Raw genomic sequence first — 12,775 nt, forward strand, 5'->3', positions numbered from 1 at the left:
CCAGCCATGCCTGACGAGAGCCCCCGTCCGATCCGCAAGATCATTCACGTGGACATGGATGCGTTCTATGCCTCGGTGGAACAGCGCGACAATCCCGAGCTAAGGGGCAAACCCGTTGCCGTTGGTGGAGCCGCAGCACGTGGGGTGGTGGCTGCGGCAAGTTACGAGGCAAGAGAATTTGGCGTTCGCTCGGCCATGCCTTCAGTTACCGCAGCGCGCAAATGCCCCCAACTGATATTTGTGAAACCACGGTTTGAGATTTACCGCGCGGTGTCCCGGCAAATTCGCGAGATTTTTGCCGAATATACACCGGTCATCGAGCCTTTGTCGCTGGATGAAGCCTATCTTGACGTGACCGAAAACCTGAGAGATATGCCGGTTGCGACTGAGATTGCCCTGGAAATCAGGGGAAAAATCAAGGCTGTGACCGGGCTTAACGCCTCTGCCGGCATTTCCTACAACAAGTTTCTCGCCAAGATGGCCTCTGATCTCAACAAGCCGAACGGACAAGCAGTCATTACGCCGAAAAACGGTGCGGCTTTTGTCGAGGGATTGGCCGTCAAGAAGTTTCACGGCGTCGGCCCTGCAACCGCAGAAAAGATGCACCGGCTTGGCATTGAAACGGGGGCCGATCTCAAAGCGAAATCGCTGGAGTTTCTGGCCCAGCATTTCGGTAAGTCAGGCCCGTATTTCTATGGCATTTCGCGCGGTATCGATAACCGTCAGGTACAGCCGGATCGAGAACGGAAATCGGTCGGCGCCGAAGATACCTTCATTGAAGATATCGTAGAGCTTGATCTGGCAAAGTCCGAACTGGTGCCGCTTGTCGCGAAAATCTGGCGCCATTGCGAGGCAAATGGATATTCCGGAAAAACGGTGACGGTTAAGGTCAAATATTCTGATTTTCAGCAGATCACCCGCAGCCGGACAGTTTCGCATTTTTTCGATCGTGAAGCCGAACTGGTCGAAAACGCCGCTCAATTGCTGGCCAGCGCATTTCCCTTTCGCAAACCTGTAAGGTTACTTGGTGTCACACTCTCCAATCTCGGAGAAACATCTGCGGCCCACGAACATCAACTGGATCTGGCGATCTGATACGTCGACAATAAAAATCTCTCAAGTATTCAGGCATACCAATGCGCACAAGTCTCAGAACAAAAGCCATTGCCATTTGTGACGACAAGATCGCAAAGAAAGGCGATGCCGTCGGCATTTCTTTCTATGCCTTTTTTGCCAACCAAAACGATGACCCCGACCTACTGATGGAAGCCGCCGAGTGGTGGATCAAGACCCATAGGCTCAATCATTTTGAAAAGGCGCTGAAGGTTCGCGAGATGATAAAATCCGGCCAGTAAAACCGCGTAATTTACATTCCGCAGGGTGAGGAGTTCGAACGACAGATCGCCCTGACTACCGGGTGGTCGTCCGCGTTACATCAAAGCATACAACATCGATTAGGGACGAATGTTGTCCTTGTTCGCAATGACCGAAGCGGGATCGCACTGCAGCCGTAGCTGTTCGTTGTTTTTTGTATCGTTGCTAAATGCGTCTATCGACTTGTAAACGCGGATTTCGGCATCACGGACAGGTCCGTCATCGTCCTTATCTTCAGTGACAAAAAACGAGTAGACGTAGTTCTTGTTGGCGAGACCGACCCCCATGGTCAGGTCGCTAGGATGACCAGCGATCGTATCTTTGGTGGAGAAATAATAACCGTCCGCTTCAAAATAAAGCTCTGCCGGCTTCGTTCCCACAACATAGGTGTAGTAGTGGCTTTTGAGGCTCTTGTGGCTTTCCTGATCTGCAATTTCGCAAAACTCTGCCCTGGCCTCTGAACCTTTGATGTTACAGGCAAACAGCGTCTGCCAAGGAGGCATACAGTTGGCGCTGGCGGTCAAGGGAAAGAGGGCAACAAAAATCGTCAGCAAACTGCGTTTCATATGCGGTCCTGTAAACTCGGCCCGGAACGCAGGCCTACTGAAATGCCATCACGCCCGGAGATGGAATCACGATAGCTCACCATAGGGGAACTCTATTCTAAGAAGTATCAAAACTTGAGTTCCACCAGAATACCGGGCGCGAGGTACAATGCGCGGTGACAATTTCGGTCCGCCTGCGCCGCTGTAACAACGTCCAAATGCCACGTACACACGGCAGACGTTTATCCCGACTTGGTCGTGATGTCGCTGTTTTGTCGTTGTAACAAACGGTAACGGGCCTGACTTCCATTCAGGTGCGCACGCATTGCTTCACGCGCTGCATGTTCATCGCCCGCCGAAATGGCATCGACAATCCGGCCATGTTCCTCGTGCAATTGCGCTAGATATTCAGTTTCGCCGGCCTCGCTTCTTTTGTTCAAGATAATTCTCGGCACCAGGGCTTCGCCGATCAGTGTCATGAAGGCCACAAATTTGGGAGAATTGGCAGCCTTTGCCACAGCAAGATGCAGCGCATATTCCGCCTCAGCGGTTGGTAGACCGGCCTGTATCTGCCTCATGTGGGCGTGATGACATTCGATAATATGTTCTTCCTGTTGCGGCGAACGTCTCAAGGCAGCAAGGGCAGCCGCTTCGGATTCAACCGCAACACGGATTTCAAGCATCTCCAGTACGGAGGAAATCCGGTTGTGGTCCATGTCCTGAAGGCGGGGCGTTGCCGGATCAATCGGGCTGGATGTCAGGATAAACACCCCTGCCCCCTGCCTGGCCTCAACAAGCCCGTCGGCACGAAGAGAGGCGATCGCTTCGCGCACGACTGTGCGACTAACCCCATGGGCCTCCGTCAGTTGGGTTTCACTCGGCAACTTGTCCCCGGCGCGAAACATACCATCACGGATTTGCTGACGCAGTTCACCGCTTAAATGGAAAGCAAGTGTCCCACCTTTTTTCCGACCGTGTGTCTGGCGCTCAAGCCCCAAAGAATGTCCTCTCCGTTAGGAACCGTGTTGAACAACCTTTGCCAACATTCACTTGTATGTCAAGTGTTCGAAAATTTTATCCAGGATACAATAACCAATCTCACAAATCGCGAAATACACGCAAACCTCGGGCAACATATTGATAACTTGTATGACGTTTAAGTTCGATATTTCTGAACCTATTTTAATTTACCTCGCACAAAAACGACCATAATCCACTGATGTAAATAGTTTAAATTCAAAATTTACATCTCGCATCTATAGAAAAGCATATCCAACGTAATGCCTGCGGTTGAAAAACAGACAAATTTATAAAACACGTACTTTTTTGCGATAAGTCATCACACAACTATTGACGCCCATTCTCTTTTTCGAATAAAAACATCCCGTCATCTGACTGACGCGCTCTGGAGGAAGAGAACGCATGAGGCGATGACTGAGGAGGCATTTCATGAAGATCACCGACGTCATTGTGACGAAGTTTGTGCACAAGACCCGCAAGCATCAGGACAGCCACGGGCATTCCCATCCCGGGCCAGAAAAGGATGCCACGCAAGCAATGCTTACCGTCCGGGCAGACGACGGGTCCGAAGGTTACGCGTTTCAAAGCCCGGACGCCCTACGTCCCGGTATCGTCGATAAATATTTCCGCCCCATGCTTATCGGCGAAGACCCGATGGCACGCGAACGTCTCTGGCAGCGGATCGAACATCAGCAACGGGGGTCGGGTGGGCATCTGGCCGACCGGTCCATCGGCGCCGTCGATCAGGCTCTGTGGGATCTGGCCGGACGTGCCTTGGGCCTGCCAATGCACCGGTTGATTGGAACCTATCGCAACAAGATCCTGGCCTATGGCTCAATCATGTGTGGAGATGAGCTGGAAGGCGGCCTGTCGACGCCGGAGGACTATGGCCGTTTCGCCAAAACTCTGGTCGCGCGCGGTTACAAAGCCATCAAGCTTCATACTTGGATGCCGCCGGCAAAGGGTGCGCCTAACGTGAAGCTCGATATCGCAGCCTGTGCTGCCGTGCGCGATGCCGTTGGCCCCGATATCGCTTTGATGCTGGATGGATATCACTGGTACAGCCGTAGCAACGCTTTGAAAATTGGCAAAGCATTGGAAGAATTGGACTTCCTTTGGTTTGAGGAACCCATGGATGAAACCAGCATGTCATCCTATCGCTGGCTGTCACAAAACCTGTCTATACCGGTTATCGGACCGGAATCCGCGCCGGGGAAACATCACACCAGAGCAGAATGGATCCGCAATGATGCAAGCGACATCATGCGGTGTGGCGTGCTGAATGCGGGTGGCATCACCCCAATGATCAAGGTTGCGCACCTTGCGGAATCCCACGGGCTGGATTGCGAGCTTCACGGAAACGGCGCTGCCAATCTGTCGCTCTGCATGACCGTGCCGAACTGCACATATTACGAACGTGGACTGCTGCACCCGTTCCTCGATTATGAGGTTCCTGCCCTTTATCTCAACACCATCTGCGACCCGATGGATGAAGAGGGCTATGTGCATGCCCCTGATATCCCGGGGATCGGTGACGATATCAACTTCGACTACATCCGGGACCATCAGATTCCCTGAAATACATAATCCATCTGCAACTATGCCTTTGAGGAGGAAGGTATTCGATGCGTATAGGAACATTTCTCAAATCCGCCAGCCTTGTAGCGTTACTCGCATGCGCAGGCACGCCCGCTCTGGCAGAAACGCCACCGGACCAGCTGATCGTTGGCGTTAGTCTGGTCAACATGTTGTCGCTCGACCCCTCTGCAATGAGCGGCCGGGAATCGACAGAGGTCAACAGCAACATCTATGACAGTCTCCTCGAGACAGATCCGGTCGAAAAAGGTGTGTTTCACCCACGCCTTGCGTCCAGCTGGGAGGTAAACGACGCCCGCGACACGATCACTTTCAAATTGCGTGACGACGTTAAATTCCACTCCGGAAATCCTTTGAGTGCCAAAGACTTCGTGTGGTCGGTGACCCGTGCATTTGCTCTTGGCATCGGTGGCTCCAACATTCGTGTCTTCGGCTACAACGAGAAGAACATTGCGGAAATGATCACCGCGCCTGACGACCATACGGTCGTTGTCCGATTGCCTAAAGCAAGCGATCCGGACCTGATCCTTGGCGTCATCGCCGGTTCCGGCATAGGCATGGTCATCGACAGTAAACTTGCCATGGAGCACGAGAAAAATGGTGACTTCGGTCAAGCCTGGCTGACGACCAACAGTGCAGGCTCGGGGCCATTTAAACTGGTGCGCTGGCAGGCCAATGACACCGTCGTGCTGCAGCGGGTCGACGACCATTGGTCCGGGCCCGCGAAGATGCGCCGCATCATCTACCGCCATATGCCAGAAAGCCAGTCACAGCGTCTGGCGCTGCAGCGCGATGATATCGACATTGCGATGGGCATGTCTGTCGCCGACGTCAAAGCATTGCAGACCGATGAAAAGCTGGCCACCGCCGAAGTACCAAGTGGTAACGTCTATTATCTCGCCGTCAGCATGAAGGACGAGAAATTTAAGGATCAGCGGGTTCGCCTGGCATTACGCCATCTGATCGATTACGAGGGCATCAACGAAACAATCCTGCCCTTCTACGGCAAATTGCATCAGCGTCCGCTATCTCCCGGCCTGCCCGGTAGTTTGCCTGATCCCGGCTACAAGCTCGACGCGGCATTCGCCAAGGAGCAGCTTGCCGCCGCAGGTTATCCAAACGGCTTCAAGACAACGATCCGGGTTTTGGCAGACTCGCCTTTTGTAAATGTGGCAACTGCCATTCAGGCGTCACTCGCACAAGGCGGCATCACAGCCGAGATCATCACTGGCAATGGCGACCAGACATACGGGGCCATGCGTGATCGCAAGTTTGAAATGGTTGTTGGCCGCGGCGGTGATCGCAACGGCTCGCATCCATACACCAGCCTGCTGTCGCTTGTTTACAACCCAAACAACACCGACGAAGCCAAGCTCTATACGCTCCAGGCATGGCGAACCTCTTTCCAATCCAAGGAGATCAACGAGTTGCTGGACGCAGCGCTGATCGAACCGGACGCGGAAAAACAGCGCGCTAGCTATGAAAAGATCCAGACGCTCTATGAGGAGCTGGTGCCATCCATCCAGGTCATCTCCCAGAGCTACGACACGGTTGTTTATCAGGCAGACCTGAAGAATTACATCGCCCATCCCTACCAGACGACGCGATACCGCAACCTCGAAAAGGACCGCTAGGTATTTCTTGGGGGCATCTGCTCGCAACCACCCAGAAGACCGGCGGAACAAGGACGTTCCGCCGGACAAACTCGGGAAATTTCCATGTTTCGTAAATTGCTGCCAAGGCGTGCGGACGGTATCGTCCAGCTGCTTTCCTCGGTCATCGTCACTCTTTTTCTGCTGGTGACACTGACCTTCGTTCTCGGCCAGGTCATGCCGGTCGATATCGTGTCACGACTGGTTGGTCCGGATGCGGATTCCCAGACCTATGAGGCGATGACCAGACGTCTGGGACTGGACCAACCCATCTGGGAACAGTTCCGCCTTTATATCGGCCGTATTATCACCGGGGACTTTGGTACCGCCCTACTGACCGGGAACCAAGTCCGCGACGACATCCTCAGGGTGTTCCCTGCGACGATTGAACTTGGCAGCCTGGCGCTGCTGATCGGAGCAGGTATCGGCATTCCCCTTGGCGTTCTTGCCGCCGTCAAGCGCAATACACTGGTTGATCACTTCATTCGTGTCATCACGCTCCTCGGCCATTCGGTGCCGATTTTCTGGTTGGGCATGGTCGGGTTGTTGATCTTTTATGCCTGGCTTGGCGTGGTCGGCGGATCGGGTCGTGTCGCCAGCTACTATGATGATCTTGTTCAACCGGTCACCGGCATTATCCTGATTGATTCTGCCGTTGCTGGTGAATGGGACGTGTTCTGGAGCGCAATAAGGCACATTATCCTTCCCGCATCGATCCTTGGTTATGCCTCCATGGCATCCTTATGCCGGCTCACCCGCAGCTTCATGCTCGATCAGTTGGGGCAGGAATACATTATCACCGCGCAGGTAAAAGGCCTTTCGCCTTCAAGGGTTGTCTGGGGCCATGCCTTCCGCAACATCCGAGTGCAGCTTCTGACTGTGGTGGCACTGGCCTATGGATCGATGCTCGAAGGTGCATTGCTGATCGAAACGATCTTTGCATGGCCAGGCTTTGGCCAGTACCTGACCAACAACCTGTTACTGGGTGATATGAACGCCATTATGGTCTGTGTTTTGCTGGTCGGTGTGATCTTTATCACCCTGAATATGTTCACCGATTTTCTCTACAAGATATTTGATCCGAGGACGACGCGATGAGCGACATCATCCCTCTCAAAGGCACCACGTCGCCGGAACGGCCGTTTCTTATACGTGACGCAAAGTCCCCCCGCGAAGCGCTGATGCAGCGTTTGGCCTTGGGCTGTCTGGAATTGCTTGGAAACCGGCTTGCGCTCATCGGTCTCGCCATCATCACGCTGCTGGTCTTTATGGCAATATTTGCGCCGCTGATTGCCACCCATGATCCAACCATACAAAATCTTCGCACCGCTCTGCAGCCACCATCCCTGGCAAACTGGTTCGGGACGGATGAATACGGTCGCGATATCTGGAGCCGCATCGTCTATGGTTCGCGCGTCACCCTCTACATTGTGGCGCTGGTGACCATCACGGTTGCCCCGATCGGCCTGATCGTTGGCGCTGTCTCCGGTTACTTCGGTGGCATCGTTGATCTGGTTGTGATGCGTATTACGGACCTGTTTCTCGCATTTCCCAGCTTGATCCTGACACTGGCCTTCGTAGCTGTGCTCGGACCGGGTCTGGAACAGGCCGTGTTGGCTATTGCCCTTACAGGCTGGCCCAGCATCGCTCGCCTCGCACGCGCCGAAACCATGACTGTGCGGGATGCCGACTACATTGCGGCCATGAGGCTTCAAGGCGCGAGTGACCTGCGCATCATATTCGGCTCTATTCTGCCGATGTGCCTGCCATCTGTCATCGTGCGCCAGACACTTGCGATGGCGTCCGTAATCCTGACTGCAGCCGGCCTCGGTTTTCTCGGCCTCGGTGCCCAACCTCCGGCCCCTGAGTGGGGTGCCATGACCTCAACCGGTCGGCAATATATGCTCGACAGCTGGTGGGTCATCACCTTCCCCGGACTTGCGATCATGATCGTCAGTCTCGCTTTCAACCTTTTTGGAGATGGCCTGCGTGATGTCCTCGATCCCAAACGTAAATGAAGATGCCGCACCCCTGATAGAAGTTGAAGATCTTTGGGTGAAGTTCCGGCTACGGGCTGGTGACATGACCGCCGTGCGCGGCCTGTCCTTCACACTTGGACGCGAAAAACTTGCGATTGTCGGTGAGAGCGGTTCGGGAAAATCAACAGTTGGGCGCGCCCTGCTGGGATTGTTGTCACCAAACGCAGTTGTCGAGGCCAAGGCACTGCGTTTCCGTGGCACAGATATTCTCAGCGCAAGCCCGCGCGAAATGCGCCAAATCCGCGGCGCACGCATCTCAATGATCCTGCAAGATCCGAAGTTCTCGCTCAACCCGGTCATCACCGTCGGTGAGCAGATTGCAGAGGCCTATCGTGCGCATCACAAGGTCGGCCGCCATGAGGCCAAAAAAAATGCCCTTGAGATGCTCGAAGCGGTACAAATTCGTTCACCCGAACGGGTCTATGGCCTCTACCCGCATCAGGTGTCCGGGGGCATGGGTCAACGCATCATGATTGCCATGATGTTGATTTCGGATCCTGACGTGATTATCGCCGATGAACCGACGTCGGCGCTCGATGTGACTGTCAGACTACAAATTCTGGCCATTCTTGATGATCTCGTGCGCAAGCGCGGCATGGGCCTGATTTTCATCAGCCATGACCTCAACCTCGTGCGATCGTTCTGCGACCGGGTTGTCATCATGTATGGCGGCCAGGTCATGGAAACCATTGCCGCCAAGGACCTCGACAAAGTCCAACATCCCTACAGCCGTGGCCTGCTGGATTCCCTGCCGTCACTGGAAACACGTCGACCGGCATTGCCTGTCTTGCGACGTGATCCGGCATGGCTTGCACAAAAGGAGCAACATCCATGATCAGGGTTGAAGAACTGAACCTTTCCTTCGGCGCGGGGCATGACGACCATCAGGTACTGTTCGACGTGAATTTTGATGTGCCGAAGGGTGAGATATTCGGACTGGTGGGTGAAAGCGGTTCGGGAAAATCGACTGTGCTGCGCTGCATTGCAGGTCTTTACACACACTGGACCGGCAAGATCGATGTGAACGGCCATCCGATTGGCGGAAAAATCCAAAAGAGCCATTATCGGCAAATTCAGATGGTGTTTCAGGATCCCTATGGCTCCCTGCACCCGCGGCACACGATTGATAGCACTCTTTCTTCTCCACTGAAGATACACGGCATTGGTGATATCAACCGGCGTGTGAACACAATCCTTGAGCAAGTCGGTTTACCGCTTGCGGCACGGTATCGCTATCCACACCAGTTGTCTGGCGGCCAAAGGCAACGCGTTGCCATCGCCCGTGCGCTAATCCTTGAACCATCGGTGCTTCTTCTTGACGAACCGACTTCCGCCCTTGACGTATCAGTGCAGGCAGAAATCCTCAACCTGCTGTCGGATGTCCGCAAGGAACGTGGTCTGACCTACATCATGGTTAGCCATGATCTGTCGGTCATCGCCCATCTCTGCGACCGGCTTGCGGTTATGCAGGGCGGCCGGATCGAGGAAATTTTGCCGGTCAGCCAACTGATGTCGGGTGATGCGCAACAGGATTATACCCGCACCCTTTATGAGGCCAGCCGCAGTTACGACCGTGCTATGGCCGATGATCTGACCCACGGGCGTGTGAGGGTAGAGGCGACATGATGGAGAAAACCAGTCTTCATGACGCCGCTGGTTTGCGCGATTTTGCCACATCCGCATTGTGTGCTGCGGGCCTTGCCTCCAGCATGGCGCCAACGGTTGCAGAAGTGCTCGTTGAGGGTGACTTGATGGGGCACGACACGCACGGCTTGGCCCTACTGCCTGCCTATCTTTCAGCCTTGGAAAACGGCGGCATGGCCCGTTCGGGACAGCCCGAAGTCCTCAGGGATTGTCCTGCCGCCATGTTGTGGGACGGATGTTTTCTGCCCGGCCCATGGTTGCTGACGGAAGGTTTCAGGCAGGGCGTTAAGCGCGCTCATGAAAACGGCACGTTCACGCTTGCCATTGCAAGAAGCCATCACACGGCAAGTCTTGTTGCCTATTTGCGACCAGTCGTTGAACAGGGCATGGTTGCGATGATCACCGTTTCGGACCCAACGGAGGCCTGTGTGTTGCCATTCGGCGGTACGGCCCCGCTGCTGTCGACCAATCCACTCGCTTGGGGTTTCCCAGGCACCGAAGGTGCAATCCTGGTTGACGTCAGCACCTCAACGACCACCAATGGCATGGTCCGGCGTCTGTCGGAGGAAAACCGGCTTTTCGGCGAAGAATGGCTGGCTGACAATGCTGGTCACGCCAGTCGCGACCCCGCTGTGCGCTTTACCGATCCGCCGGGCTCAATCCTGCCGCTGGGCGGTATGGCCTCTGGTCACAAAGGCACAGGGCTTGGCATAGTGGTCGAGGCGTTAACCCACGGTCTTTCTGGCAACGGTCGTCACACCGGTCCGCAAGGCTGGCAGGCCAATGTGTTTCTGCAGGTTTTTGATCCAGAGATTTTTGGCGGGCGCTCGGCGCTAGAAACGGAACTTGGCCATCTCGCGCGCAATATCAGGGCCAACAAACCGGCTGATCCTGGCAGGGCCGTAAGATTGCCCGGGGACAGGGCACTGAACAACCGCGCCAGACGCCTGTCGCAGGGGGTGCCGTTGATTGCGCCGATCTACCAGAAACTGGAAGAGTGGGCGGTGAAGTTGAAAATAGACATGCCCGTGTTGGTCTCATGACGACCTAGCGCAAACATCCCGGACGGATATGACAATATGCGGAAAATTCTACTGACCGGTGCTGCCGGCGTCATCGGAACTGACGTTGCACGTCTTTTGCCACATCATGGAGAGTTCTGGCGGTTGACCGACATCCGCCCGGCTACTTCATCGGCAACATCCTGGTCTGGCAACGTTGAGTGGGTTCAGGCCGATTTGACCGACCCCGAACAGGCAAATCGGCTCTGTAACGGTGTCGACTCAGTCATACATCTGGCTGGTCAACCGCGCGAACGCGAATGGTCCGAGCTGTTCGGCCCAAACATTGTCGCCTGCACAAATCTGTGGGAGGCAATGCGGCAACAGGGCGTCAAACGTGTCGTCTTTGGCAGCTCAAATCATGCCAGTGGCATGTATCCTGCGACACAGACACTAAGCGGGACGGAAGCTGCACGACCGGACTCGCGTTACGGCATCACAAAGGTCTTCGGTGAGGCATTGGGCAGCTGCTACGCCGACAAATTTAACATCAAGTGTTTTTCCATTCGTATCGGCACCTACCGCGAAACACCGTCCATTGAACGGGAACTGGCGACCTGGGTTTCGCCACGTGATCTCGCCTCACTGATCCGGGTCGGATTGCAGGCTGAATATCACAATGAAATTGTCTATGGTGTTTCCAACAATAGTCGAAGCTGGTGGCGTAACGACCGTGCCTATCAACTTGGCTATGCACCGCAAGACAATGCGGAGACATATGCACCAGACATTGCCATGACCACGCCTGATAAGAACGATGTCGCCACTGTGTTGCAGGGTGCCAATCATGCCGGCCGGGATTTTACCGGCAATCTGGAGTGGTTAACAAACCGACGGGTTGGTGAATGAGCCGACATCTGATTGCCATCTGCAATTCCCAATCTGCCAATATTCAGTTTCATGTACTGGATACAACTGACTGGTCGTTGATTGATCTGGGGGCCGTCGGTGTGCGCGGAGCAATCGGACCGGGAGACGCAGCCCCGATGGCTGTTTCTCGTTCCGGCGATCGGTTCTGGCTGGCATGGCGGGGTGACAGTCGTGCCATTCACAGTTTTGCAATTGACCGGAGCCGACACTGTGCAGTGTTACTGGGCAGCTTCCCAATCGAACAGAATATTTGCCATTTGTCCCTTACCGATGATGAAAAACATCTTCTCGCCGCCGGAGGAGAGGATGGCGCGGTGTTTTCACTCGATGATGACGGGCGGGTCATGCGGTCAACAGATCGGGTTACGGCAGGCCCGATGGCACACTGCATCATGGTTTCAGGCCATCTCGCATTAGCAACGTCCTGTCGAGGCGATCTGGTCAGGCGCTTTGACTTCGATCCCGAAAACGGCACGCTGACGTTCCACGACCAGATATCCATGGCGAACAACTCCGGTCCACGCCATCTGGCCATCAGCGCGGATCGCTGTTTTGCCTATGTACTGCTGCAAGAGGGCGGCAAGGTTGTCACAATCTCGCTCGGAGCTAAGATGGAGATTGTTCATACGCTTGCCATCATCGACGACAATATCCCCGCCATGTCCGGCGAAATAGCGATTTTTGATAAAGGCAGAAGCCTTTTGGTGACCGAGCGCAACACCAATCGGCTCATATGTCTGGATATTGACCCCGACACTAGACACCCTGCCATTCGAACTGAAGTGACCACCCCCGATTATCCTCGCGCTTTTTTTATCGACCCGGAGGGCCAGTTTGTCACCACCCTTGGTTTTCGCGGCAATCGTGCTGCAATCCACAGCCTGACGTCTGACGGCGGCATAGTTAGCCGACTGGACTTTGCAACCGGAGAGCGTCCCAGCTGGGTCATTTCCGTGGCGTTGGATTGAAGCCAG

13 protein-coding genes are annotated in these 12,775 nt (G+C 54.7%); 11 read left to right on the top strand and 2 right to left on the bottom strand.

Features of this window, described 5'->3' with window-relative positions; all coding sequences use genetic code 11:
* The first annotated feature begins 6 nt into the window (after positions 1-6).
* Both dinB and IB237_RS22015 read left to right on the top strand, forming a co-directional pair.
* A complete protein-coding gene (dinB, locus tag IB237_RS22010) occupies positions 7-1,095 on the top strand; it encodes a DNA polymerase IV (protein WP_192490864.1) in 1,089 nt (362 codons plus the stop codon).
* Between the two features lie 41 nt (positions 1,096-1,136).
* On the top strand, positions 1,137-1,355 hold the full coding sequence (locus IB237_RS22015; RefSeq protein ID WP_192490865.1) for a DUF6500 family protein: 219 nt from the start codon (positions 1,137-1,139) through the stop codon (positions 1,353-1,355).
* Positions 1,356-1,454: 99 nt separating this feature from the next.
* On the opposite strand, the gene IB237_RS22020 is transcribed toward IB237_RS22015, so the two are convergent.
* The gene (locus IB237_RS22020) at positions 1,455-1,940 is read right to left on the bottom strand and encodes a hypothetical protein (protein ID WP_192490866.1); all 486 of its coding nucleotides are present in this window, start codon (positions 1,938-1,940) and stop codon (positions 1,455-1,457) included.
* Positions 1,941-2,161: 221 nt separating this feature from the next.
* Positions 2,162-2,917, bottom strand: coding sequence for a FadR/GntR family transcriptional regulator (locus tag IB237_RS22025; RefSeq protein ID WP_192490867.1), 756 nt, complete (start codon positions 2,915-2,917; stop codon positions 2,162-2,164).
* 451 nt (positions 2,918-3,368) lie between these two features.
* On the opposite strand from IB237_RS22025, the gene IB237_RS22030 reads away from it, so the two are divergent.
* The 9 genes from IB237_RS22030 (at position 3,369) to IB237_RS22070 (ending at position 12,769) form a co-directional block, all read left to right on the top strand.
* A complete protein-coding gene (locus IB237_RS22030; protein ID WP_192490868.1) occupies positions 3,369-4,517 on the top strand; it encodes a mandelate racemase family protein in 1,149 nt (382 codons plus the stop codon).
* A gap of 47 nt (positions 4,518-4,564) precedes the next feature.
* Positions 4,565-6,169, top strand: a complete 1,605-nt coding sequence (locus IB237_RS22035; RefSeq protein ID WP_192490869.1) for an ABC transporter substrate-binding protein — start codon at positions 4,565-4,567, stop codon at positions 6,167-6,169.
* A gap of 84 nt (positions 6,170-6,253) precedes the next feature.
* On the top strand, positions 6,254-7,285 hold the full coding sequence (locus IB237_RS22040; protein ID WP_192490870.1) for an ABC transporter permease: 1,032 nt from the start codon (positions 6,254-6,256) through the stop codon (positions 7,283-7,285).
* A gap of 83 nt (positions 7,286-7,368) precedes the next feature.
* Positions 7,369-8,205 carry an ABC transporter permease gene (locus IB237_RS22045; protein WP_246788200.1) on the top strand — a complete coding sequence of 279 codons (837 nt, stop codon included), beginning with the start codon at positions 7,369-7,371 and terminating at the stop codon, positions 8,203-8,205.
* Positions 8,180-9,061 carry an ABC transporter ATP-binding protein gene (locus IB237_RS22050; protein ID WP_210324068.1) on the top strand — a complete coding sequence of 294 codons (882 nt, stop codon included), beginning with the start codon at positions 8,180-8,182 and terminating at the stop codon, positions 9,059-9,061. Before IB237_RS22045 ends, IB237_RS22050 begins: the two co-directional genes overlap by 26 nt.
* On the top strand, positions 9,058-9,852 hold the full coding sequence (locus tag IB237_RS22055) for an ABC transporter ATP-binding protein (RefSeq protein WP_192490873.1): 795 nt from the start codon (positions 9,058-9,060) through the stop codon (positions 9,850-9,852). The genes IB237_RS22050 and IB237_RS22055 overlap by 4 nt, the downstream gene beginning before the upstream one ends.
* The gene (locus IB237_RS22060; protein ID WP_192490874.1) at positions 9,849-10,913 is read left to right on the top strand and encodes an Ldh family oxidoreductase; all 1,065 of its coding nucleotides are present in this window, start codon (positions 9,849-9,851) and stop codon (positions 10,911-10,913) included. The genes IB237_RS22055 and IB237_RS22060 overlap by 4 nt, the downstream gene beginning before the upstream one ends.
* Positions 10,914-10,949: 36 nt before the next feature.
* Positions 10,950-11,780 (top strand): NAD(P)-dependent oxidoreductase, encoded by an 831-nt coding sequence (locus IB237_RS22065; RefSeq protein ID WP_192490875.1) that lies wholly within the window; start codon positions 10,950-10,952, stop codon positions 11,778-11,780.
* Entirely contained in the window at positions 11,777-12,769 is a 993-nt protein-coding gene (locus IB237_RS22070; protein WP_192490876.1) for a beta-propeller fold lactonase family protein, read from the top strand. Before IB237_RS22065 ends, IB237_RS22070 begins: the two co-directional genes overlap by 4 nt.
* Positions 12,770-12,775: the final 6 nt, after the last annotated feature.

Source organism: Agrobacterium sp. AGB01 (assembly GCF_014851585.1).
Taxonomy (GTDB): Bacteria; Pseudomonadota; Alphaproteobacteria; order Rhizobiales; family Rhizobiaceae; genus Agrobacterium.